The sequence below is a fragment of the Dechloromonas denitrificans genome (assembly GCF_020510685.1).
Lineage (GTDB): Bacteria > Pseudomonadota > Gammaproteobacteria > Burkholderiales > Rhodocyclaceae > Azonexus > Azonexus denitrificans_A.
Window position 1 is genome coordinate 1,291,801 of the sequence record NZ_CP075185.1, and the last position, 24,225, is coordinate 1,316,025.

Annotated in this window: 20 protein-coding genes; 14 read left to right on the top strand and 6 right to left on the bottom strand. The window is 63.9% G+C overall.

Features of this window, described 5'->3' with window-relative positions:
- Positions 1-26: 26 nt before the first annotated feature.
- The 3 genes from KI611_RS06220 (at position 27) to KI611_RS06230 (ending at position 5,378) form a co-directional block, all read left to right on the top strand.
- Positions 27-1,154, top strand: a complete 1,128-nt coding sequence (locus tag KI611_RS06220) for an efflux RND transporter periplasmic adaptor subunit (protein WP_226418959.1) — start codon at positions 27-29, stop codon at positions 1,152-1,154.
- Positions 1,151-4,189 carry an efflux RND transporter permease subunit gene (locus KI611_RS06225; protein ID WP_226418960.1) on the top strand — a complete coding sequence of 1,013 codons (3,039 nt, stop codon included), beginning with the start codon at positions 1,151-1,153 and terminating at the stop codon, positions 4,187-4,189. Before KI611_RS06220 ends, KI611_RS06225 begins: the two co-directional genes overlap by 4 nt.
- A 73-nt stretch (positions 4,190-4,262) precedes the next feature.
- Positions 4,263-5,378 (top strand): two-component system response regulator, encoded by a 1,116-nt coding sequence (locus KI611_RS06230; protein WP_226418961.1) that lies wholly within the window; start codon positions 4,263-4,265, stop codon positions 5,376-5,378.
- On the opposite strand, the gene miaA is transcribed toward KI611_RS06230, so the two are convergent.
- The gene (miaA, locus tag KI611_RS06235) at positions 5,368-6,312 is read right to left on the bottom strand and encodes a tRNA (adenosine(37)-N6)-dimethylallyltransferase MiaA (RefSeq protein WP_226418962.1); all 945 of its coding nucleotides are present in this window, start codon (positions 6,310-6,312) and stop codon (positions 5,368-5,370) included. The genes KI611_RS06230 and miaA overlap by 11 nt on opposite strands.
- A gap of 71 nt (positions 6,313-6,383) precedes the next feature.
- Between miaA and KI611_RS06240 the strand changes: the two genes are divergently transcribed.
- Entirely contained in the window at positions 6,384-6,617 is a 234-nt protein-coding gene (locus tag KI611_RS06240; RefSeq protein WP_226418963.1) for a hypothetical protein, read from the top strand.
- Positions 6,618-6,638: 21 nt separating this feature from the next.
- Here KI611_RS06240 and ybaL read toward each other — a convergent pair whose 3' ends face one another.
- The gene (gene ybaL, locus KI611_RS06245) at positions 6,639-8,351 is read right to left on the bottom strand and encodes a YbaL family putative K(+) efflux transporter (RefSeq protein ID WP_226418964.1); all 1,713 of its coding nucleotides are present in this window, start codon (positions 8,349-8,351) and stop codon (positions 6,639-6,641) included.
- Positions 8,352-8,574: 223 nt separating this feature from the next.
- Here ybaL and nosP point away from each other — a divergent pair, with 223 nt between their 5' ends.
- From nosP to KI611_RS06260, 3 genes are all read left to right on the top strand, one after another.
- Entirely contained in the window at positions 8,575-9,732 is a 1,158-nt protein-coding gene (gene nosP / locus KI611_RS06250) for a nitric oxide-sensing protein NosP (RefSeq protein WP_226418965.1), read from the top strand.
- Complete coding sequence (locus KI611_RS06255) at positions 9,725-10,828, top strand: ATP-binding protein (protein WP_226418966.1); 1,104 nt, start codon at positions 9,725-9,727, stop codon at positions 10,826-10,828. The genes nosP and KI611_RS06255 overlap by 8 nt, the downstream gene beginning before the upstream one ends.
- A 113-nt stretch (positions 10,829-10,941) precedes the next feature.
- Complete coding sequence (locus KI611_RS06260; RefSeq protein WP_226418967.1) at positions 10,942-12,234, top strand: hypothetical protein; 1,293 nt, start codon at positions 10,942-10,944, stop codon at positions 12,232-12,234.
- A 20-nt stretch (positions 12,235-12,254) separates the two neighbouring features.
- Here KI611_RS06260 and KI611_RS06265 read toward each other — a convergent pair whose 3' ends face one another.
- The gene (locus KI611_RS06265; protein ID WP_226418968.1) at positions 12,255-13,703 is read right to left on the bottom strand and encodes a rhomboid family intramembrane serine protease; all 1,449 of its coding nucleotides are present in this window, start codon (positions 13,701-13,703) and stop codon (positions 12,255-12,257) included.
- A gap of 115 nt (positions 13,704-13,818) precedes the next feature.
- Between KI611_RS06265 and KI611_RS06270 the strand changes: the two genes are divergently transcribed.
- Positions 13,819-15,219, top strand: coding sequence for a DUF805 domain-containing protein (locus KI611_RS06270; RefSeq protein WP_226418969.1), 1,401 nt, complete (start codon positions 13,819-13,821; stop codon positions 15,217-15,219).
- Between the two features lie 34 nt (positions 15,220-15,253).
- Positions 15,254-15,880, top strand: coding sequence for a hypothetical protein (locus tag KI611_RS06275; RefSeq protein ID WP_226418970.1), 627 nt, complete (start codon positions 15,254-15,256; stop codon positions 15,878-15,880).
- A 100-nt stretch (positions 15,881-15,980) separates the two neighbouring features.
- Here KI611_RS06275 and KI611_RS06280 read toward each other — a convergent pair whose 3' ends face one another.
- The 3 genes from KI611_RS06280 to KI611_RS06290 are packed head-to-tail and all read right to left on the bottom strand — an operon-like array spanning position 15,981 to position 21,558.
- A complete protein-coding gene (locus KI611_RS06280) occupies positions 15,981-18,680 on the bottom strand; it encodes an EAL domain-containing protein (protein ID WP_226418971.1) in 2,700 nt (899 codons plus the stop codon).
- Between the two features lie 24 nt (positions 18,681-18,704).
- On the bottom strand, positions 18,705-20,546 hold the full coding sequence (gene mutL, locus KI611_RS06285; protein ID WP_226418972.1) for a DNA mismatch repair endonuclease MutL: 1,842 nt from the start codon (positions 20,544-20,546) through the stop codon (positions 18,705-18,707).
- Between the two features lie 58 nt (positions 20,547-20,604).
- Entirely contained in the window at positions 20,605-21,558 is a 954-nt protein-coding gene (locus KI611_RS06290; protein WP_226418973.1) for a LysR substrate-binding domain-containing protein, read from the bottom strand.
- Between the two features lie 133 nt (positions 21,559-21,691).
- On the opposite strand from KI611_RS06290, the gene KI611_RS06295 reads away from it, so the two are divergent.
- From KI611_RS06295 to purN, 5 genes are all read left to right on the top strand, one after another.
- Positions 21,692-21,901, top strand: a complete 210-nt coding sequence (locus tag KI611_RS06295) for a hypothetical protein (RefSeq protein WP_226418974.1) — start codon at positions 21,692-21,694, stop codon at positions 21,899-21,901.
- Positions 21,902-22,117 (top strand): hypothetical protein, encoded by a 216-nt coding sequence (locus KI611_RS06300; protein ID WP_226418975.1) that lies wholly within the window; start codon positions 21,902-21,904, stop codon positions 22,115-22,117. It abuts the gene before it with no gap.
- Between the two features lie 110 nt (positions 22,118-22,227).
- Complete coding sequence (locus KI611_RS06305; protein WP_226418976.1) at positions 22,228-22,869, top strand: DedA family protein; 642 nt, start codon at positions 22,228-22,230, stop codon at positions 22,867-22,869.
- Positions 22,869-23,576 (top strand): hypothetical protein, encoded by a 708-nt coding sequence (locus KI611_RS06310; RefSeq protein WP_226418977.1) that lies wholly within the window; start codon positions 22,869-22,871, stop codon positions 23,574-23,576. Before KI611_RS06305 ends, KI611_RS06310 begins: the two co-directional genes overlap by 1 nt.
- Positions 23,573-24,220, top strand: a complete 648-nt coding sequence (gene purN, locus KI611_RS06315; protein ID WP_226418978.1) for a phosphoribosylglycinamide formyltransferase — start codon at positions 23,573-23,575, stop codon at positions 24,218-24,220. The genes KI611_RS06310 and purN overlap by 4 nt, the downstream gene beginning before the upstream one ends.
- Positions 24,221-24,225: the final 5 nt, after the last annotated feature.

Below are 24,225 nucleotides of genomic sequence, written 5' to 3' on the forward strand. Positions count from 1 at the left end.
GTCCGCGTGCAGCCTTGGCCACTCTCATGAAGAAAAAAAACCATTTAGGAATCGTCGCGCTGGCGCTTGCCGGCTTGCTGGCGGTCGGCTATTTCGCCTATGTCGCCAACCGGGCGCCGACCAACGGGCCGCTGCCGGCCGCCGCAGCGCCGGGAGCGGGCGGCGCCGGTGGCAAGCCGGGCGGTTCGGCGATGGCCATCGAAGTGGCCCGGGTCAAGGTCAGCGACTTTGCCGACGATGTCGCGGCGGTCGGTACCTTGAAATCCCGCGAATCCGTCGTGCTGCGTCCGGAGACGCCCGGGCGGGTATCGGCGGTCGGCTTCAAGGATGGCTCCATCGTCGCCCGCGGCGCCTTGCTGGTGGCGCTCGATGCGGCGATTCCCGAGGCCGAGCTGGCGCAGGCCAAGGCCAATCTGGCCCTGGCCAAAAGCAATCATCAGCGCAATCAGGAATTGCTCGGCAAGAAATTCCTCAGCGAACAGGCCGTGGAAAGTTCCGCCGCCACCCTGAAGATTCAGGAAGCCGCCGTCCAGCTGGCGGCCGCCAAGGTGGCGAGGACCCGGATCGTGGCGCCGTTCAAGGGCATGGTCGGTTTGCGCAACATCAGCGTCGGCGATTACGTCAAGGAAGGCCAGGACCTGATCAATATTGAAGACATCGCCACGCTGCGCGTCGATTTCCGCTTGCCGGAAAGTTATCTCGGCCGGCTGAAGCCGGGGCAGAGCGTCGAAGTGACGAGCGATGCCTTGCCCGGCGAGCGTTTCCCGGCACGGCTCGAAGCCGTCGATCCGCTGGTCGATCAGGGCGGCCGGGCGATTTCCGCCCGGGCCCGGCTCGACAATGCGGCCGGCAAGCTGCGGCCCGGCCTGTTCGTCCGTGTCCGCCTGCTCTTTGGCGAGCGCCAGGCGGTGCTGATGGTGCCCGAGCAGGCCATCGTTCCCGGCACCCAGCCGGCGGTGTACCGGGTGGTCGATGGCAAGGCGGTGCTGGTCAAGGTCAAGCTCGGCGTCCGCCGCGCCGCCCAGGTTGAAGTGGTGGATGGGCTGGCGGCCGACGATGTGGTGGTCACGGCCGGCCAGTTGAAGCTGCGCGAAGGCGCTGCGGTGCGCGCCGTCGGGGCGGACACGCCGGCGGCCGGGGCTGCCGCCAAATGAAGATTTCCGAGGTCTGCATCAAGCGGCCGGTGTTCGCCACCGTACTGTCGCTGGTGGTGATGCTGCTCGGCATCGTTTCCTACGACCGTTTGCCGGTCCGCGAGTATCCGAAGATCGACGAGCCGGTGGTGACGGTGAGCACCACCTACCGTGGTGCGTCGGCCGACATCATCGAATCGCAGGTGACCAAGCCGCTCGAGGATTCGCTGGCCGGCATCGAAGGCGTCGAAGTGATTACCTCGATTTCGCGGGCCGAAAACAGCCAGATTTCGGTGCGTTTCAAGCTCGAGCAGGCGCCCGATTCGGCGGCGGCCGACGTGCGCGACCGGGTTTCCCGGGTGCGCAACAAGCTGCCGGATGAAACCGACGAGCCGGTGATCGCCAAAGTCGAGGCCGACGCCAACCCGATCATCTGGGTCGCCTTTTCCTCCGACAAGCATTCGGCGCTGGAGGTCACCGATATTGCCAACCGCATCGTCAAGCCCAAGCTGCAGACCTTGCCGGGGGCGGCCGATGTGCGGATTTTCGGCGACCGTCGCTTCGCCATGCGGATCTGGCTGGATCGCCAGCGCCTGGCCGCCTACCAGCTGACCCCGGCCGACGTCGAGGACGCGCTGCGCAAGCAGAACGTCGAAGTGCCGGCCGGCCGCATCGAGAGCCGCGAGCGCGAGTTTTCGGTGGTCGCCAACAGCGATCTGAAAACGCCGGAAGAGTTCGGCGCGGTCATCGTCAAAACGGCGAACGGCTACCCGGTCCGCATCAGCGACCTCGGTCGCGTCGAAATCGGCCCGGCCGCCGAGCGCACCTCGGTGCGCTTCAAGGGCCGTTCGGCGGTGTCGCTCGGCGTCATCAAGCAGGCGACGGCCAATCCGCTGGAGATCTCGCAGGCCTTGCGCAAGGAGTTGCCGAAGCTGATCAGCGAACTGCCGGCCGGCATGACGGCCGATATCTCCTACGATTCGTCGATCTTCATCGACCGCTCGATCCAGTCCGTCTTCAAGACCATCGGCGAAGCGATCCTGCTGGTCCTGGCGATCATCTTCTTCTTCCTGCGCAATTTGCGGGCGACGCTGATTCCGCTGGTCACCATTCCGGTGTCGCTGGTCGGCGCTTTCGCCATCATGTTCACCCTCGGCTTCACGATCAATACACTGACCCTGCTCGCCCTGGTGCTGGCGATCGGTCTGGTCGTCGACGACGCGATCGTCGTGCTGGAAAACATCTATCGCCATATCGAGGACGGCATGCCGCGCCGCCAGGCCGCCTTGCAGGGAGCGCAGGAAATCGGCTTCGCCGTGGTGGCGATGACGCTGACGCTGGCCGCCGTCTATGCCCCGGTCGCTTTCATGACCGGCCGGACCGGCAAGCTGTTCATCGAATTTGCGCTGACCCTGGCCGGCGCCGTGCTGGTTTCCGGCTTCGTCGCGCTGACCCTGTCGCCGATGATGTGCGGCGCCTTGCTCAAGCACGAGGAAAAGCACAGCAAGGTCTTTCTCCTCATCGAGACTTTCCTGAACTGGCTGAATGCCGGTTACCAGCGGGTGTTGACCACCGCCTTGCAGCGGCGCTGGATCGTCATGCTCGGCTTCGTCGTGGTGGCGGCCTCGAGCGGCTTCCTGCTCAAGGCGCTGAAATCGGAACTGGCGCCGATCGAGGATCGCGGCGTCATTCTCGGCATTTTCTCCGGCCCGGATGGCGCGACTCTCGGCTACACCGAAAAATACGCCCGCCAGCTCGAAGACATCTACAGCCAGACCAAGGAAATCGACCGTTATTTCGTGGTCGCCGGCAACCCGATCGTCAGTCAGGGGATTTCCTTCGTCGGCCTGACCGACTGGAGTCAGCGCAGCCGCCGTTCGCCGGATATCGCCAAGGAATTGTTCCCGAAATTCCAGGCCGTTCCCGGTGTCCTGGCCTTCCCGGTGACGCCGCCCTCGCTCGGCCAGAGCCCGCGCGAACGGCCGATCAATTTCGTCATCGCGACGTCGGCCTCGTATGAGGAGCTGGAGCAGGTGACCAGCCAGTTCCTTGGCGAACTGGCGAAGAACCCGGGGCTGACCAATGTCGATACCGACCTCAAACTGAACAAGCCGGAGTTGTCGGTGGTGGTCAAGCGCGACCAGGCCGCCGACATGGGGGTTTCCGTGGAAAACATCGGGCGGACGCTGGAAACCCTGCTCGGCGGCCGTCAGGTCACCCGCTTCAAGCGCGACGGCGAACAATACGACGTGATTGTCCAGGTGGCGGACGTCGACCGCAGCAATCCGGACGACATTCGCGACATCTACGCCCGCGGCCGCGACGGCAGCATGATCTCGCTCGACAATCTGGTCAGCGTCTCGGAGACGATTGCGCCGCGCGAACTGAATCACTTCGGTCAGCGCCGCGCCGTGACCATCACCGCCAATCTGGCGCCCAACTACACGATGGGCGAAGCCCTGACGTACATGGACGGCGTCGCCGGGCGGATCCTGCAGCCGGGCTATGCGGTCGATTACAACGGCCAGTCGCGCGAATTCCGCCAGTCGTCATCCTCGTTGCTGCTCACTTTCGGCCTGGCCCTGGCCTTCATTTACCTGGTGCTGGCGGCGCAATTCGAAAGCTTTCGCGATCCCTTCATTATCATGCTCAGCGTGCCGCTGTCGATCGCCGGGGCGCTGCTTGCGCTGTGGCTGAGCGGCGGCACGCTCAATGTTTACAGCCAGATCGGTCTGGTGACGTTGGTCGGCCTGATTACCAAGCACGGCATCCTCATCGTCGAATTCGCCAACCAGTTGCAGGAGAAGGGGCGCGGCCTGAAGGAAGCGGTCATCGAGTCATCGACGCTGCGTCTGCGGCCGATCCTGATGACTACCGGGGCGATGGTCCTCGGCGCCGTGCCGCTGGCGCTGGCCAGCGGTGCCGGTGCCGAGTCGCGCCAGCAGATCGGCTGGGTCATTGTCGGCGGCATGCTGCTCGGGACCTTCTTCACGCTGTTCGTCGTGCCGACGGTGTATTCGCTGCTGGCCGAGCGCAAGGAGGCTGTCGCAGAATAATCGATTGGCATCGACATGGCCGGGATGCTCGCTGTACCCTCACTACAATATCAAGAACCGAATGGAGTCCAGATTGCGCGTATATATCGTCGATGACGATCCGATCGTCCTTAAAACCATCGATGGCATCCTGGAGGATGACTTTCGCCGTACCTGCTTTACCAATGGCGAAGACTGCCTCGCGGCAATCGCCGCCGACAAGCCCGAAATCGTCCTGCTCGAAATGGCGCGGCCCGGCATCGACGGCCTCGATCTGTGCCACCGCTTGAAGAATGACTGGGACACCCAGGATATTCAGGTGGTCTTCGTTTCGGCGAGCGACGACATCGATACCCGGCTGCTCTGTTACGAGGCCGGCGGCGACGACTTCATCCAGAAGCCTTTCGAGCCGACCGAGCTATTGCGCAAACTGCAGGTTTCCAAGCGCATCCTGGCCGAGAAAAAGGCCTTGCACGAACAGGCCGGCTACGCCCAGCGCACCGCGATGTCGGCGATGGTCAGCATGGGCGAGCTGGGGGTCGTGTTGCAGTTCCTCAGCAAGTCTTTCGCCTGCGGCAGCGTCGCCGAACTGGCCGCGGCGCTGCTCGATTCGATGCGCCAATACGAGCTCGATGCGGCGGTGCAACTCCGCCTCGGCGAAGAGACTTATTCGCTGAGCCAGCACGGCCACGATTTGCCGCTCGAAGTGTCGGTGCTCAACCATGTCCGGCAGTCCGGGCGGATATTCCAGTTCAGTTCGCGCTGCGTCTTCAATTACGGTCGGGTGACGCTGATGGTCAAGAACATGCCGCTCGACGATCCCGATCGCTGCGGCCGCATCCGGGACAATGGCGCCTTGCTGGCCGAAGGGGCCGATGCGCGGATGCAGGCCATCGAGGTCGATTCGCTGGCCCAGCGCCGACGGGCCGGCATCGAAGCCGCGCTGCCGCGGGTGCACGCTACGCTCGAGGCGGTGCAAGCCAACTACCGGCGCAATTCGCTGGAATTGACCCAGGTGATGATCGAATTCCAGGAGGCGCTGATCAAGTCCTTCGTCAGCCTCGGCCTGACCGAGCAGCAGGAAGACGAGATGACCGCGTTGGCCGGCGGTTTCATGCAGCGCATGGTTGGCGCCCAGGACGCCAGCCTGGTCACCATCGAACAACTGCAGGGCCTGGCGGGCAGCCTCGAAGGGCTGCTCAGGAGTTGATGAAGGCGGCGACGCGGGCGGCGATCCGGCCGCCGAGCGCCGGCTCCAGGCAGTCGAAATTTTCCGCCGCGAAGGAATTGGTCAGCCAGGTGATCTGGCGCTTGGCCAATTGGCGGGTCGCGAAGATGCCGCGCTCGCGCAATTCCCGTTTGGTGATCGTGCCATCCTGCGCCTCCCAGGCCTGGCGATAGCCGACGCAGCGCATCGACGGCAGATCGGGACGCAGCGTGTATTTCTCGCGCAGCATCCGCACTTCGTCAGCCAGCCCGGCCAGCAGCATTTCGTCGAAGCGCCGGGCAATGCGCTCGTGCAGCACGGCGCGGTCGGACGGCAACAGGCCGATCGACAGGAAATCGTAGGCCGGCCGCTGGTGTTCGCTTTCGGCCAGCAAGGCCGACATCGGCCGGCCGGTGAGCAGGCAGATCTCGAGGGCCCGTTGCAGGCGCTGGCTGTCGGTACTGTGCAGACGGGCCGCGGTGACCGGGTCGAGCTGGGCCAGCTTGGCGTGGATCGACGGCCAACCGTCGGCCGCCGCCGCGGCATCGATCTCGGCGCGTAGCGCGGCATCGGCCTGCGGCAGGTCGGCCAGGCCTTGCAACAGGGCGCGGAAATAGAGCATCGTCCCGCCGACCAGCAGCGGCACCTTGCCGGCTGCGCTGATCTCGGCCATCGCGGCCAGCGCATCGTGGCAAAAGCGGGCGGCGGAATAGTTTTCCTCCGGCGAAATAAGGTCGATCAGGCGGTGCGGGTAGCGTTCCAGCGTGGCCCGGTCGGGCTTGGCCGTGCCGACATCCATGTCGCGGAAAACCTGGGCCGAATCGACGCTGATCAACTCGACCGGGAAACGGTCGGCCAGTTCGAGGGCGACGGCGGTCTTGCCCGAGGCGGTCGGGCCCATGATCAGGATGGCGGGGGGGAGGCGGGGCGAATTCATGGCGGCGAATGCTACCACGCAGCCAGCCCGCCGCTCCGGCCTATAATCGGCACAAAACCTCGGGAGTTCTCATGTCGCTCGTACCCTGCCGCGCCTGCGGATACCAAGTCGATACCTCGGCCGAAGCCTGTCCCGATTGCGGGGCCACCAACCCCGGGCGCAAGATGAGCCGCCAGCAGTCGGATCTGATCATCCTGCTGATTCAGCTGATCGTCGGCCTGGCCGTGCTGGTCGGTGGCGGCAGCATGGTCTGGCAGGCGGTCGGCCCGATCGTCAAGAGCCAGCTAGCCAAACCGATCCAGTAAGGCGCCCCGGCCACCGGACGGTCAGGAATCGGCCGCCGTCAGCTGCGGCGAGAAACGTTGCCGGACGTGGTTGGTCATGCCTTTGGCCAGCTCTTCTTCGCCAAAGAAGACGGTACCGATGCCTTCCTTGTCGAGCAGGGCCGCTTCATCCTCGCTGTGGGTGCGCAGGACGATTTCGATGGCCGGATTCAGCGTGCGCGCCGTATCGGACATCTGGCGCACGTTGATGGTATCCGGCGTGGCGATGACCAGCATCGCGGCGTGCGCGATGTGGGCCTGGATCAGTACCGCCGGGTCGGCGGCATTGCCCGATACGGCGGCGCCGCCGCGTTTGCGCAAGGCATCGACCAGCTCGCGGTTCTGCTCGACGACGACATAGGGAATGGCAAGCTCGCTCAAGGCGTCGGCGATGCGCCGCCCGACCCGGCCGAAACCGACCAGCACGACCTGGCCGGCCAGGTACTTGCCTTCCGTACTGGTTGGCAGTTCGGCGTAGGGGTCTTCCCGGCACTCGAGATTCCGGGCCAGTTCCGAGCGTTTGAGCGCCCAGTTGCGGAAGGGGGTGACGGCGGCGAAGACGAACGGATTCAGGGCAATCGAAATCAGGGCGCCGGCCAGCACCAGACTCATGCCTTCCTGCGAGAACAGGCCGAGCGACATGCCGAGGCCGGCCAGGATGAACGAAAATTCGCCGATCTGGGCCAGGCTGGCGGCGACGACCAGCGCCGTGTTGAGCGGGTAACGCAGCGTCAGCACCAGAGCCAGCGCGGCAATCGATTTGCCGACGATGATAATCGCCACCGTGCCGAAGACGTGACCGGGTTTTTCGACCAGAACCAGGGGGTCGAAGAGCATCCCGACCGCGACGAAGAACAGCACCGAAAAGGCGTCGCGCAGCGGCAGCGATTCCTCAGCCGCCCGATGGCTGAATTCCGAATTGCGCATCACGGTGCCGGCAAAGAAGGCGCCGAGGGCGAAGGACACGGTGAACAATTGGGCGGCGCCGTAGGCGATGCTGATCGCGCTGGCGATCACGGCCAGCGTAAACAGCTCGCGCGAACCGGTACGGGCGACCTGCCAGAGCAGCCAGGGCAGGGCGCGGCGGCCGACGATCAGCATCAGGGCGATGAACGCCGCCACCTGGAACAGTGTTTTGCCGATCGTCTGCCAGAGCGGCGCGGCGCCTTCGACCGGCCCACCGGTGCCGCCGAGGACGCCGGCGAGCGGCGGCAGCAACACGAGGATGAGGACCGTCGCCAGATCCTCGACGACCAGCCAGCCGACGGCGATCCGCCCGTTCATCGACTCCAGTATGCCGCGCGCCTCCAGGGCCTTGAGCAGCACCACCGTGCTGGCGCAGGACAGCGACAAGCCGAAGATCAGCGCGGCGCCCAAATCCCATCCCCACCACCAACCGATCCCGGTGCCCAGTGCGGTGGCCAGGCTCATCTGGACCACGGCGCCGGGCAGGGCGATGCGTTTTACCGAGAGCAGGTCGCCGAGCGAAAAATGCAGGCCGACCCCGAACATCAGCAACATCACGCCGATTTCCGACAACTGGGAAGCCGTATTGACGTCGGCGACGAAGCCCGGGGTCGCCGGGCCGATCAGTATCCCGGCCAGCAGATAGCCGACCAGCGCCGGCATCTTCAGGCGCTCGGCGACAAAGCCGAGGATCAGGGCAAAGCCGAAGGCGGCAGCTATCGTGGTAATCAGGGAAACGTCATGTGCCATTCAGGGATCATTCTTAAATTATCGCGGCCTCGCCGGAAAAGTCAGGAGGAAACTTCCCCTGAGCGATCTTTGTATTTTCGCATGAATAGGCCGTTGCGCCGGCTGGCGAGCAGCAGGCCGTGAGAACAAAAAAAGGCGCGAAACGAAACCGAAATTCAGGATAATTGGCTGTGCGTCAAAGCAAAAAAGCTCGACATAAATACCGGAAAATACTGGAGACACCATGCCGACCGATAGCTTCTTCCGCCGAGCCCATTCGCGCGCCAGCGAGGCGCGCCAGGCGGCGCGCGAGTTCCACGCCGGGGTCATTCAGCCGGATATGGCCTTGGTAATATTTTTTTGTTCCAGCGCCTACGATCTCGCTGCGCTGGCCGATGAATTGAAGCGCCTGTTCGGCGATGTGCCGCTGGTCGGCTGTACCACGGCGGGGGAAATCGGTCCCGGCGGTTATTGCGGCCATAGCCTGTCCGGCGTCAGTTTTTCCTCGACGGTCTGCGTCGCGGCCGTCGATCGCTATCCGCAACTGCAGAATTTCAACATGGCGCAGGGGCAAGCCTTTGCCAAGAGGCTGGTCGACCGCCTGGGTAGCCTTTCACCCGCGGTGTCGTCGGCCAATACTTTCGCCCTGCTGCTGATCGACGGTCTGTCGGTGCGCGAAGAGCCGGTGGTCTATACCCTGCAATCGGTGCTCGGCAACATCCCGTTATGCGGCGGTTCGGCCGGCGACGACTTGAAATTTGTCAGCACCTGGATTTTCCACGACGGGGCTTTCCATAACGATAGCGCCCTGCTGGTGCTGATCAGTACGCCTTTGCCATTCCGTATTTTCAAAACTCAGCATTTCATCAGCGAGAACGAAAGGCTGGTCGTCACCGAGGCTGATGCGACACATCGCATCGTCAAGGAAATCAACGGTCTGCCAGCCGCCGGGGAATACGCCCGCGTTCTCGGCGTGGCGGTCGAGGACCTGACGCCGGAGCGCTTTGCCGAAACGCCCATCGTTGTCGTTATCGACGGCACCGATTATGTGCGTTCGATCCAGAAGGCCAATCCGGACGGCAGCCTGACCTTCTATTGCGCCATCGAGGAAGGGCTGGTTCTGCGCGTGGCGCGCGGCGTCGATATCCTGGCCAATCTGCAACAGGCGTTCGAGCATGTTCAGGAAGAAATCGGCCCGCTTCAGTTGTGCATCGGTTGCGACTGTATCCTGCGCAATCTGGAACTCGTCCGCAAACAACTCACCGGGAAGACCGGCGAACTATTCGATCGCCACAACACGATCGGTTTCAGTACCTATGGCGAACAGTACGGCGGTGTCCACGTCAATCAGACTTTTACCGGCATTGCGATTGGCACTCCGCTCGGGAAAATCGATGACTGAACCGGCAGGCACTGCTTTGCCGCCCGATGAGGCGGCACTGCGGGCCGAAATCGCCCGTCTGAACAAGATCATCACCTCGTTGATGAACCGGGCCGAGCGCGACATGGGCGCCAAGGGCTCGGCTTTCAGCATGTTCCAGAATGCGGTCACGTTGGAAAACCAGATACGCGAACGGACGCAGGCGCTGGAAACGGCCTTCCGCGAGAACGAACGGATCAACCGTGCCTTGCAGCGCGAAAAGGAAGAGCAGCACGCCCTGATCCTGAAGCTGGAGGAGGCCCATAACCAGTTGCTGCAATCGGAAAAGCTTGCCTCGATCGGCCAGCTGGCGGCCGGCGTGGCACACGAAATCAACAACCCGATCGGTTTCGTCAATTCCAACCTGGGCACGCTGAAGAACTACGTCGGCCAACTGTTGAACCTGATCGACGACGCGCTGCTGACGGTCGAACCGCTGCTCGCCGGCGATCCGGCCATCAAGGAGCGCCTTGAGGAACTGCACCGCAAGGCCGATCTCGATTTTCTGCGCGAGGACATCGGCAGCCTGATCACCGAGTCGATCGACGGGACCGCCCGGGTTCGCCGGATCGTGCAGGATTTGCGCGATTTTTCGCGGACCGGCGAAGTCGACCTCGAGTGGGTCGATCTGCATGCCGGCCTGGAAAGCACGCTGAACGTCGTCGCCAACGAGATCAAGTACAAGGCCGAAGTGGTGCGCGAGTACGGCACGCTGCCCCAGGTCGAGTGCCGGCCGTCGCAGATCAACCAGGTCTTCATGAATCTGCTGGTCAACGCCGCCCAGGCCATCTCCCGGCAAGGCAAAATCACGCTGCGCAGCGGCTGTGCCGCGGACAAGGTGTGGATTGCCATTGGCGACACTGGCAGCGGCATCTCGCCGGAAATCGTCGATCGCATCTTCGATCCGTTCTTCACCACCAAGCCGGTCGGCAAGGGCACAGGACTCGGTTTGTCGGTTTCCTACGGCATCGTCGAAAAGCACGGCGGCAAGATCGAGGTGGCCAGCGAGCTTGGGCGGGGCACGACGTTTACCGTCTGGCTGCCGATTCGGCAAATCGAGGCAGTGCCGCTCGCTTGACGGATGTGCGGAATTGTCCGGGCTGCCGCCTTCCCGGTAGGCGATAATGGGGCGAAAAATCCATATCGAATAGCCGCCGATATTTTCCGCCTCGCCACTTCTGGTTTGCCCTCATGATTGCACCTCCATCCGCCGTTCCGCCGTACTGGACACGACTCGGCAGTTTTTTCCTCTATCCGCTGTCGATCGAGCCGCTGCTCGCCTGCGCCGCGTTCGGGCTGCTTTCCGCTCTGGCCACGATGTTGTTCTCGCCGGCCGACCTGTTGCTCGAACTGCTCATCTTCATCGCCACGCTGCGCCACGGCTACCGGGTCCTCGAACGCACGGCGCGCGGCCATCTCGACGATAGTCCGGCGTTCGACGCTGCGGCCGGGGGCGGCAAGTACCGGCCCTACAAGCAACTGGTCGTGATTGCCGTGGGCCTGACGATCTGCGCCTACGTCGCGGCGATCGCCGGCTACCACCTGGCGATGGTGCTGTTCGTCCTCTTCGCGCTGGTTCTGCCGGCCAATGTGATGGTCCTGGCGGTTACCGACGATCTCGGCGAGTCGATGTCGCCGGGTCATCTGTGGGCCTTGATGTACGGTATCGGTCGTCCTTATCTCGGGCTCTGCGCCTGCCTGCTGTTGCTCACTTCAAGCAGCGGCGGCCTGCTCAAGTTGTTGATGCCGATCGTGCCGCAGGCGCTGGTCGGCCTGCTGGCCGGCTTCTTCGGCGCCTATTTCATCATCGTGATGTTCCGGTTGATGGGCTACGCCCTATACCAGTATCACGACACAGTCGGGCTGGCCGTCGACGTCGATTTCGAGCGGCAGACCACGATTGGTACCGGCGAAGACCCGGCAAAACGGCGCGCCGCGCAGACCGCCGCGTTGCTCAAGGAAGGGCGTTACGACGAGGCGATTGCCGTTGCCCGGGCCGAACTGGGCGAGCAGCCGGGCGATCCGGCCGGCAACCTGCGTCTGCATCGCTTGCTGCTGGCAGTTCCCGGTCAGGAAAAGGCGATGCTGGCCCATGCCGCCGGTTGGCTGCCCGGTCTGCTGCAAGCCGGGCGGACGCACCAGGCCATCGAGGTGATCGAAGCCATCTGGCAGCAGCAAGCCGACTATCTGCCGGCCCAGGGCAGCTGCATTCTGCCACTCGCCGAAGCCTTTCTCGAAACGCGCCGGCCGCAAGGCGCAGCGCGCCTGATCAAGGGCTTCGACCGGCGTTTTCCCGGGCATGCCGACACCGCGTCGATCTATGTCCTGGGCGCCCGCCTGCTGATTGAGCATCAGCGCGACGAAGCGCAGGCCCGGCGGGTGCTGGCTGCCATTCGCGCGCATTATCCGGAGACGCCGGCGGCCGCCGAAGCCGCCCGCCTGAATGAGCTGCTCGATCGGCTGGCGGCAACGCCGGCTGTCTGATTCGCCGGCAGGGCTGTGGCTTATTCGGCGGGCGCGGCCGTCGCGGCGAGCCGACTGCCGGAAAGACGGCGCATCAGCGCGGCCCGCTCGGTGTCGCCGATGGCGATGAAGGCGTCGGCCAGACGGTCGGCCTGACGCAGCGCGGCGCTCCGGCTATCCGGATGGGACATCAGGCGAAGCAGCAGGCGTTCGGCACTATCCAGCTGGCCGCTGACGATCAGTCGTCCGGCAATGCCTTCCCACTGCGTCGCCGTCAGTTTCGGCAAGGCTCGCGGCATGGCGTCGAGCGCTTCGGCCAACAGTGCCGGATCGACTGATCGCGGCTGGTCGGCAGCGGCTTTCAGCAGCTGCCGCTGGGCGTCGGTGAGCAGTTCCGGTTGGCGGGCAAGGCGGGCGATACGCAGGTATTCCTCGACGATTCGCGGCTCGGCCGGTGGGTATTCGGCGAGCAGTTTTCGGTAGGCCAGTGCGGCTGGTCCGAACTGCATTTCGGCCACCAGTTGTTCAGCTTTTCGCTGTTGGAGCAGGCGCGCCTGGTCGGCGTCCTGGCGGTGCACCAGCGCAGCGCTCTGGCCCTGGCGTCGCCAGCGGTAAGCGCCGATCAATAGCGCGCCGCTCAGCAAGCCGGCGAAATGGGCCATGTAATTGACGTGGCCGCCGCGGTCGAAGACGAAATTCTGCAGCAATTCGTTGGCCAGCCACACCGGCAGAATGGCCAGCGCCGGCCAGCGTACCGTACCGAAAACGAAAAACAGCCAGTAGAAAAAATCGATTCGCCGCCGGCCGAACAACACCAGGTAGGCAGCCATCACCGCCGAAATGGCGCCCGAGGCACCGAGCGAATAGCTGTAGGCGGTGGACGGCACCAGCAGGTCGGGCAGTGCAGCCCCCAGGCCGCCGATCAGGTAGAGGCCGAGGAAGCCGAGTGGGCCGAGCGCCGCTTCGACGGTGTAGCCGACGACGAAGAGCACGGCCATGTTGCCGCTCAGATGCATGATGTCGCCATGCAGGAACATGTGGGTAATCAGCGACGCCAGGCTCGGGTCTTGTCCGTTCAGACTGAAGCGTTCGGTGACGATGCGGGCGCGCAAGGCTTCAAAATGGGTCCGGTTGGATCGCCAGGTCGGGAAATCGGCATGGCTAGCGGTGATCACCCGGTTGCTGCGTAGACGTTGCATGAAGTCGATGTCGCGTTCCATCGTCTGGAACGCGGCGGCATCGTGACTCGCCGTTTGCTGCCGCACTTCGGCGGCCCGGGCCGTTTTGCCGCGGAGTTCGAGGTCGGCCAGATAGGCGGTCATTTCGCGCGGCGCCATGCCGGATTGCTGATAGAAGCGCCAGGCGTCGGCCGAACGTTTTTGGTCGCTGCCCTGCATCAGGAAGGCGATCAGGCACAGGATCATGATCAGGATGGTCGCCAGCGGCGGGCGAGTCCAGTCGTGACGGGCCGGAAGCGGGAGAATCAGCATGGGTAGGCGGGGTGGCGGGGAAGTCCGCGGATTATACGTGGCCGCTGCCCGCCCATTAGTCAAACCGCATGATTCGGCGCAGAATGCCGGCTGGTCGGGTATCCAAATTCAAAAAATGACACAACAATACAGGGTGGTTTTGTCCGGGCGGACGCTTTCTGGCGGCGCGCTGGCCGATATCAAAGACAACGTCGGACGGGAATTCCGCCTGCAGGGCGAGCAACTCGAGCGCATGCTGAGCGGCAAGCCGGTCGTTGTGGCCCGCAGCGCGACCGCCGAGGCGGCCGAAAAACTGGCCTCCCGTTTACGTTCGGTCGATCTCCAGGCCCGCATCGAGCCGCTGGCTGCGGCTGTCGCGCCGACGCCGGTCGCCGTGCCGCCGGAACCTCCTCGCGAATTGCCAGCCGCCTCGCCGCTACCGTCGGCGGTGGCCGCAGCGACCAGCGACGAATTGTTTGCGCTGATCGCGCCCCGGCCGGTCGCCGAGGCGAGCGCCTCGCCAGGCGGCGGGCAAGACGGGGCGGACCCGGCGGCAGTGGCCGGTGGCGAAGTGGTATGTCCGAAATGTGGTGCGCTACAGCCCAAGCGCACGCTATGTCGGCAATGCGGCCTCGACATGCCGCGCTATCTCGCCGCCCAGGCGGCGGCCGAAGCGCAGGCGCGCGAGGAACGGGCGGCCGAGCTGGCGGCCCGCCGGTCGACCTCGGGCGGCTCACGGCCGGCCAGCGGCGCAGCGCAGGCAGCCGTCATCGGCATCGGCTTCGCCGGGCGGCTCGGTCGTCTCGATTATTTTGCCGGCTCGCTGGTCAGCAGTGCGCTGTGGTTGGCTTTCGTAGTGCTCGCGGTATACGTCGGAAAACCGGCGTTTGTCGGCTTCGGGTTGTTTTTGTCGTTGATTTACAGTCTGCGCTGTATCGCGCTGCGTCTGCACGATACCGGACGGACCGGCTGGCTGGCGCTGGTTGCGCTGGTGCCGCTGCTCGGCGCCCTGATGGCGCTGGCGTTGCTTTTCATCGGCGGCGATGCGGACGAAAACGATCATGGCATGGTGCCGGCCGGCGGCGGGGCGCGGGTGGTGATGGCCCTGCTTGCCCTGGCCGTGCTGTCCGGCCTGATCTTCCGCGGTATCGGGCAGAATCCGGAAATGACCGGGCGCTTCCTGCAGGCGATGCGGGTTGGCCAGGGCGATGCCGTCGCCGCGGAGGCCGAGGAAGATTCAGTCGAGCCGGGGGCGCCAGTCAATTACGCCCGGAACAACCGGATTGATATCTACGTTATCGCGGGTTGCACCGATTGCGAGCGGATGCGCGCCTGGCTCGATGCCAACCGGCTGGCTTACACCTTGTATGCGGTCGATAGCGACAACGGGGCGGCCGAGCGCCTGCATTCGATCATTGCCGGCGACGGGCAGGCCCGGATCAATCTGCCGGTGCTGGAAGTCAACGGCAAAGTGTTGCCGGGCAATCCCGATATCGGCGAGGTGCACCGCCAGCTGCGTCAGGAGCCCGGACAGTGACGGCTCGATCGCGGTTAGGCATTTGGAGGGAACGGTGAAATTTGAGGTTGGCGATGACGTAGATAATGATCACTGTACCGTGTTAACTCATGAGTTCTTGAGGTGCGACGATGCTTTCAAAGAATTCAGCAAGCATGCCGAACAGATGATAATGCGAGGCCAATCACGAGAACTTTCCTACAAAACCTACAAAACCTACAACGCCTATACAAGCTTCATACATCATTTGTACGAGTTTCTCATGGGGTGCCATGCTCGCGATGCCAAGAACACAGACATCACAAACAAAAAGGGTGATCAACGAATAAAGATAATTGAATGGTATGTAATGCATCATGCTCAGCGAATTATGGATCAGTACCGAGATGCCATAAGACATGGAACAGCTCCATCTTGGGTAAATCACATTAGCTGCTACGACATTATCGTTCCTGCTGATTTCGCGAAAGATTTCAGAGAGTTCAGAAATAAGGCGATAGGTCATGTCGCCTATGAGCGCGCATCAACTCTCAGCCTCAGTGAGTTCTACCAGAAGTATCACAAGTTTCTATATTTGCTGTACCGAGAGTCCATTTATTGGTGGGGTCAGCGCAGTGAAGAATTTCCTAACTTGAAGGAAATAACGGATTTCAGTGTCATGCTTACGGAAGAAAATCCCTAACCCCCGGCACTCAACCCCCGCTCCTTTCAGTCGCGGACGCTGTGCGATAAAGCTACGCAGCGCCGGTTAGCTCTACGATTGACGGCGATGGCGCTTCCGCCTAGGCCGGTGGAAACGTCCGGTCATCGGCCAGCAGCGGTTCGAGCGCGGCAGCGGTCATTGGGCGGGCAAAATAAAAGCCCTGCATCAGCCGGCAGCCGTGGCTGAGCAGAAAGTCCCGCTGGGCCGGGTGCTCGACGCCTTCGGCGATGACTTCCTTCTGCAGGCTGTCGGCGATGCCGACGATGGCGCGGATGATGGCGGCGTCATCCTCGTTGTCCGGCAGTTCGCGGACAAAGGACTGATCGATCTTGATCCGGGTGAAGGGCAGCTGTTTCAGGTAACCGAGACTGGAATAGCCGGTACCGAAATCGTCGACCGACAGCTTGACGCCCAGTTTGCTGAGTTCGTGCAGCATCTCGATGATCAGTTCGGTGTCGCGAATGAAGGCGCTTTCGGTGATTTCCAGTTCCAGCCAGTGCGCTTCAAGGCCGAAATCGCTCAGGGCGGCGCTGACCTGGGCGGTCAGGTTGCGCTGACGAAGCTGCACGGCCGACAGGTTGACGGCCATGACCACCGGCGGATAGCCCTGATCCAGCCAGCTCCGACTCTGCCGGCAGGCTTCGCGCAGCACCCACTCGCCGATGGTGTTGATCAGGTTGCTTTCCTCGGCGATCGGAATGAAACGGCCGGGCGGTATTTCGCCGCGTTCCGGGTGTTGCCAGCGGATCAGGGCTTCCAGGCCGATCAGTTTGCCGCTCGCGCCATCGACCTGCGGCTGGTAGTGGAGACGGAATTCCTGACCGAGGATGGCGCGCCGCAGGCTGTTTTCCAGTGCGACGCGTTCGGAAATGCGGATATTCATCTCCGGCGTGAAGAAGCGGTAGGCATTGCCGCCGGCTTCTTTCGCCTGGTACATCGCTGTATCGGCATTTTTCAGCAGCGTGCCGATGTCGGCACCGTCCTGCGGGTAGGCGCTGATCCCGATGCTGGCGCCGACCAGCAGTTCCTGGCCGGCGATCTGGAACGGCTGGTTGATGCAGTCGATCAGCCGTTGGGCGATGATCGCGACGCGGGACAGGTTGCTGAAGCCCTGCAGCAGAACGGCGAATTCGTCGCCGCCCTGGCGGCTGATCGTGTCGCGCTCGTCGAGGTTGGCGCGCATGCGTTGCGCCACCAGCAGAAGCAGCTGGTCGCCGGCTTCGTGACCGAGCGTGTCGTTGATGAACTTGAAGTTATCGAGATCGAGGAACAGCAGCGCGATTTGCGCCTGCTCGCCGAGCGCATCGGCCAGCGCCAGCGCCATGCTGGTGCCGAGCATCGCCCGATTCGGCAGGTCGGTGAGGATGTCGTGTTCGGCCAGGTAGCGGATGCGCTGCTGATCTTCGTGCAGCTGCGTGATGTCGCGTGCCACGCCGGCGACGCCGGCCAGTCCGCCGGCCTTGTCGAGAACCGGGGTGGAGATGTATTCGAAGTGGCGCCGGCCGCCGGTGAATACTTCCTGGCTGGCTTCGCGGCGTTGCTGCCGGCGGCTGCTCAGGGCCTCGGCATCCTGCTGTTGCAGGGCGCGGGCGGTTTCTTCCGGCCAGATTTCGGCACTGGTGCGGCCGAGTATTTCCGTCTCGCGCCGGCCGCTGACCTGGCAGTAGGCCTCGTTGACGGCGATCATCCGCTGGTTGCGGTCGGTCAGCCAGGCTGGGTCGGGGAGGCTGTCGAGCAGCGCCCGGGTTCGCCGCATGGTCGTTTCGTAGGCTTCGGTCATGCCGCGCGCCAGGCGTCGGGCGTTGTCGTAGGTGCGCAGCCAGACGATGATCCAGCCGGCCAGCACGACGGCCAGAATGCAGGCGCTGACGGCGCCCCAGAAGACCTGCTGATACCAGTTGGCGAGGTAATCGGTGGTGGCGTGGCCGATCAGCACATAGAGCGGGTAGTCGCCGACCTTGCGCAGGGCGTACAGGCGTTCGACGCCATCGACGCCGGAGTGCGCGGTGTACAGGCCGTCCTGGCCGCTGCCGCCGTTGACCAGCTGGCGCAGTGTGGCGCTGTCGATCGCCTGGCCGAGTTTTTCGGCTGCCGCCGGATAGCGGGCGACCAGCCGCAGTTGGTCGTCGATCAGCGTGACGCTGTGGCTCGGGCCGAGATGCAGGGCCGCGTAGAAGGCCTCGAAATGGTCGGCACGCACGGCGGCCTGGACCAGGCCGGCAAAATTGCCGTGGCGGTCGTTGAGGCGCCGGCTCAGCGTGATCACCCAGTTCTTGGTGATGCGGGCGAACAGCGGTTCGGAGATCACCAGTTTTCCGCTGTTCTCGGCCTGGTTGCGCAGGAAATAGGCGCGGTCGGCAATCCGGGCCGTGGCGATTTCGCCCGAGGAATCGTAAATGAAACGACCGTCCCGGTTGGCGATACGCAGGCTTTGCGATTCGTCGATCAGCGCCAGGTAGCGGGATAGCGTTGCATTGATCGTCGCCGTATCCATCGTTTCGCCGGCGAAGGCCTGGTTCAGCCGCAACTGGCCGGCCATCAGTACCGTGTCGACCTTGTCTACCGTGCTCCGGGCATGGCCTTCCAGGACCTTGGCCAGGTTTTCCTGGCTGCGCCGGGCGAACTCCATTTCGCGGTCGTACGATTGCTTGAGGCCGACCAGGCCGAGCCCGACGTAGGTGCAGAAAGCCGCCACCCCGAGGGCAATGATGACGATACGTCGCGAAGAGTCGGTGCTGCGGTCGGCCGATGAATGCGGGTGAGGCGGTTCGCTATCCATGGCGGTCATAGGCGAAAAATGGGCCTATTGTCCGCGCAGGAAAAGTTTGTCGAGTTGATCCAGCGCAAGTTCGGTCCATGTCGGCCGACCGTGATTGCACTGGCCGGCGCGCTCGGTTTCTTCCATTTGCCGCAGCAGGGCATTCATTTCCGGCACGGTGAGTTGCCGGCGGGCCCGCACCGCGCCATGGCAGGCCATGGTGGCGAGCAGTTCGTTGCGCCGGGCGGTGGCCAGCTGGGTGATGCCATGCTCGCGCAGTTCGCCGATCAGCGAGCGGGCGAGGGCGGCCGGATCGCCGGACTGGAGCAGGGCGGGCACGGCGCGCACGCCGAGCTGGTTGGGGCCGAGCGGGGCAATCTGGAAACCGAGCTCGGCCAGCGCTTCCGCGTGTTCCTCGACGGCGGCGATATCGAGCGCCTCAGCCGAGAAGACGGCCGGGATCAACAGCGCCTGGGTGGCGATCTGGCGGTTGTCGAAGGCGGTCTTCAGCTTTTCGTAAAGGATGCGTTCGTGCGCCGCGTGCATGTCGACCAGCACCAGGCCGCGCGCGTTCTGGGCCAGCACGTAGATGCCGTGCAGTTGGGCCAGGGCATAGCCGAGCGGCGGGCCGTTCTGTTCTGCCGGTTCGGCCGGGCTGAACTGCGGGGCGCCGGCCGGATTGGCCGAGGCATAGGCCGGACTGCCAAGATGCTGGGTGGCCTTGGCGAAGGCGAGGTAAGCGGCGGCGGCCGGTTCGGCGACGCCAAGGCTGGCCTGGTGGCGCAGCGGTGGCGGGTAGTTGGCGGCGTAGCTGGAGTCGCTCGGCGCGGTCGCCGCTTGCCGGAGGTCCGCCGATGCCTCGGGAAAAGCGCCGGCCGGGGCGGAAAACTCGCGGTTTTCCGCGGTCACCGCCGTCGCCAGCGTGCGCTGGATGGCGTGGAAGACGAACTGGTGCATGGCGCGCGAATCGCGGAAGCGGACTTCGGTCTTGGCCGGGTGCACATTGACGTCGACCAGCGCCGGGTCGATGTTGATGAACAGGCAGACGGCCGGCTGGCGGCTGCCGTGCAGCACGTCGCGGTAGGCTTCGCGCAGGGCGTGGCTGATGATCTTGTCACGCACGTAGCGGCCATTGACGAAGACGTACTGGCCGTCCTTGGTGTCGGTGGCGCGCGTCGGGTCGACCGCGAAGCCGGCGATGGCCAGCGGACCGGCGGCCGCTTCGAGGCGGCGGGCGGCGCCGAGGAAATCGTCGCCGAGGATGTCGGCGATGCGCCGGGCACTGTCGGCCGGCGCCAGCTGGAACAGGTTGCGGCCGTTGTGGGTCAAGCTGAAGGCGACATCCGGCCGGGTCAGCGCCAGGCGCTTGACGGCGTCGGCGCAGTGGGCGAGTTCGGTGCCCTCGGCTTTGAGGAACTTGCGGCGGGCCGGGGTGTTGTAATAAAGGTCGCGCATCTCGACGACGGTGCCGGCCATCAGCGCCGCCGGTTCCGGCTCGGCACCGCTTTCGGCTTTCAGCTTCCAGGCATGACTGGCGCCGCGCTCGCGGCTGCTGATCGCCAGGCGGGCGACCGAGGCGACCGAAGCCAGCGCCTCGCCGCGAAAACCGAGGGTGCCGACCCGTTCCAGGTCGTCGAGCGAGACGATCTTCGAGGTGGCATGCCGGGTCAGGGCCAGCGCCAGTTCGTCTTTCGCGATGCCGCAGCCGTCGTCAGTGATGCGGATCAGCTTGACGCCGCCTTCCTCGAGATGCACCTGGATCGCCTTGCTGCCCGCATCGAGACTGTTTTCGAGCAGTTCCTTGAGCACGGAGGCGGGTCTTTCGACCACTTCGCCGGCAGCAATCTGGCTGATCAGCAGGTCGGGGAGGCGGGCAATCGTCGGCATGGCGGGATTATCCCAGATTGCCCGGCAAGGACGAACGCGATTTCGCGCGCCGGCCGCCTCAGTCGCCGTAGAGCGGACCGATCTCGGCCCGCAACCATTGTCGAAAGCTCTGCACCACCGGCTGTTCGGCCACCGCTTTGGCCATCACGAGGTAGTAGGAATAGGCCGAGCGCATGCTGATGCCGAACGGGATGGCCAGGCGTTCGGCCAGGACGTCCGCCTCGACCTGCTGGCGGAGGGCGAGGGCAACGCCCTGGCCTTCGATAACGGCTTCGAGAACCATGATCGAGTTGGAAAAGCGCGGCCCGCGTTCGCTGTCGATACCGCTGACGCCCGCCAGCTTCAGCCATAGCCGCCAGCTCGGCCGCTGGTCGACGGCGGGAATCGATTCGTCGTGGATCAGGGTATACCGGTGCAAATCCTGCGGCGTGCGCAGCGCCCCTTCGCCCTCGAGCAGGCGCGGGCTGCAGACCAGTACGTAGTCCGGGGTCAGCATCTTTTCCACCAGCAGATCGGGGTAATGACCGTTGCCGTAGCGGATCTCGACCTCGCATGTGTCGCGGCGCGGGTCGATCAGTTCCTTGTGCGGCACGGGCTGGCTTGACTGGCCATCGATGTTGTCCGGGTTGCTCGAAATGCGGATCGCTACCGCCGGGTTGGCGGCGGAATAGCGGGCCAGGCGCGGTACCAGCCAGCGCGTCGCAAAGGCCGGCGGGGCGGTGACGTTGAGCGCCGGGGGGCGCCGATGCTGGGTCGATTCGACGGCCGCCGCGAAGGAGTCGAGGCCATCGCGGATTTTCGGGTACATCGCCGATCCGTCTTCGGTCAGGCGCAGTCCGTTCGAGCGGCGGACAAACAGCGAGACGCCGAGATAGCTTTCGAGCGCCTTGATCTGCTGGCTTACCGCCGCCGGGGTGACGTGCAGCTCGGCCGCCGCCAACTTGAAACTGAGCTGGCGGGCTGCCGCTTCAAAGGTCCGGAAGGTGGAAAGGGGAGGCAGACGGTAGGCCACGACGAACTCCCAAGGCAGGCATCGAGTTAAGTATATCTAATGTCGAACATAATAAACGATTGTTTGCTGCAGTGCAGCATAACTCCTATATTTCCAATAACAAACAAAGCAGGTCATAAAAGGAGTACAGCAAATGTCCATCAAATCATTTTTCGCTCATGCGTTCGGCCAGCAGAGCTGCAAGGACGCGGAAACCGTCGACTATGCCAGCATTTTCAATGGCGAGGCCGACGCGCCGCTCGCCATTGCCGGCGACTCGCGCAACTTCCTGCCGGGTCTCCGTCCGCTGAAGAACGACGTCGATGCCTACTTCAAAGACGTATTCATCAATCCGGTGTTTTAAGTGGGCGAGTTCCAGCGTCAGCTGACGGCTCTGCGCGCCCCGAAAGTATTGCCCTGGTTTGCCCGCCAGGCCGGGCTCGATGACGAAGCCGCCTTGCGTTTATGGCAGCGCGCCGTCGGCGAGTCGGTGGCCGAAACCGGGGGCAGCGCCTGCGCCACGGCGCTTGGCCGCTTCCGGGAACTGCTCGATTCGGCCTCGGCTTCCCGCCCGGTCTAGACGTCCATAGTCAGGCTCGGCGATGGCCGGGGCTGGCTGTCGCTTCGCTACGGCCGGCAGCCAACCCTTGGGGTAAAATCCCGGTCTGTTCCCAGACCCCGGTTACCCGCATGGAATTCATCGCGCAGTTCATCGAAATCATCCTGCACCTCGACAAGCATCTGATGCTGCTGGTTCAGCAATACGGCTTGTGGATCTACGGCATTCTGTTCTTCATCATCTTCGCCGAAACGGGTTTTGTCGTGACCCCTTTCCTGCCCGGCGATTCGTTGCTCTTCGTGGCCGGCGCACTGGCCGCGCTGGGCGAGGGCGGCATGGATATCTTCGTGCTGATGGGCGTGCTGGCGGCGGCGGCCATCCTCGGCAATACCGTCAATTACCAGATCGGCCGTTTTCTCGGGCCGAAAGTCTTCCACTGGGAAAACTCGCGTTTCTTCAATCGCGATGCCTTGATCAAGACGCATGCCTTCTATGAAAAGCACGGCGGCAAGACGCTGGTCATTTCGCGCTTTCTGCCGCTGTTCCGGACCTTCGCGCCGTTTGTCGCCGGGATCGGTGCGATGTCCTACGCCAAATTCACGCTGTTCAACCTGATCGGTGCGCTGGCCTGGGTGGCCTCGCTCTGTCTGGCCGGTTTCTGGCTCGGCAACATCGCCTGGGTGAAGACCAATCTGTCGCTGATCATCATCGGCATCGTCGTTTTCTCGCTGATTCCGGTTGGCGTCGGGTACCTCAAGAGCAAGGCGGCCTGATGACCGCCTGGCTGGCCGTTCTGCTCATCCTGGCGCTGCCGGCGTGCACCACCAAGTTGGGCAAGGATGGCCGGACGACGTCCGAGATGGATGTCAAATACCTGGCCAAGACCGAGGTCGATCGCTTCGCCGATACCAATCGCGCCGAGGTGATGGGCGGTCTGATGCTGATCGCCGACAAACTGTATCGGCGCAATCCGAAGGAATGGAAGAAAGCCGGCGTCGATAGTCGCGAGGCGGCGCTGGAACGGCTGAAAATGCGCCATTACCGCAGCCTGCCCGAGCTCGGCGGGCTGCGCGAAGGCAAGGCGGCGGCGCTGGCCTTCAGCGAAACCTATAGCGGCGACCGGGTGGCAGCGCTGATGCTCGGCTTGCTGACCATGGCCGACGCCGCGTTCGATCACAAGGCGGAGTTCTACGTGCTCGACAGCCTCGACGAAATGAAGCTGTTCAACTGCGCCCGCAATATGGAAGTGGCGGTGTGGAAACTCGGCAACGACCGCAATGCGGCGGGCGAATTGTTCCTGCTTGCCAACGAGCTTGATCCGGCCAACCGCAACCTCTCCTTCGAGCGCGAATTCGGCCGCCTGATGGGCCTGCTCGATTTCATGGCCAAGGTCGTCGCCGACCGCAATGGCCGAACCGTTTCCCGGCTGGGCCATTCGGTCGTCAGCACAATTTTTTTACCGGTGAGTTTTTTGAAATGAAGAATATCGTCATCCTGATTTCCGGCCGCGGCAGCAACATGGAAGCCTTGATCGCCGCCCGCGATGCCGGCAATCTGCCGGTCCGCATCGCCGCCGTGATCAGCAACCGGCCGGATGCTCCGGGGCTGGAGACGGCGGCCCGGGCCGGGATCGTCACGCATTTCATCAACCACAAGGGCTTTGCCGGGCGCGAGGCGTTCGACGCCGCGCTGGCCGAGTGCATCGACCAATTTTCGCCCGATCTGGTGGTGCTGGCCGGCTTCATGCGCATCCTGAGCGATGGCTTCGTCTCCCATTACGCCGGCCGACTGATCAACATCCATCCGTCGCTGCTCCCGGCCTTCCCCGGTCTGCACACCCACCAGCGGGCGCTCGAGGAGGGCGTGCGGATTCATGGCTGCACCGTGCATTTCGTCACCCCGGCGCTCGATCACGGCCCGGTGATCATCCAGGCCGCCGTGCCGGTGCTCGACGGCGACAGCGAAAGCAGCCTGGCCGCCCGGGTGCTCGAGCAGGAACACCGGATCTACCCGCAGGCGGTGCGCTGGTTTGCCGAAGACAGATTGCAGCTGGCAAACGGGCGGGTACGTCTGGCGGCCGATACGGTCGACAGCGCCGTGCTGATTTCGCCCGAGGTGCGCTGAGCGGC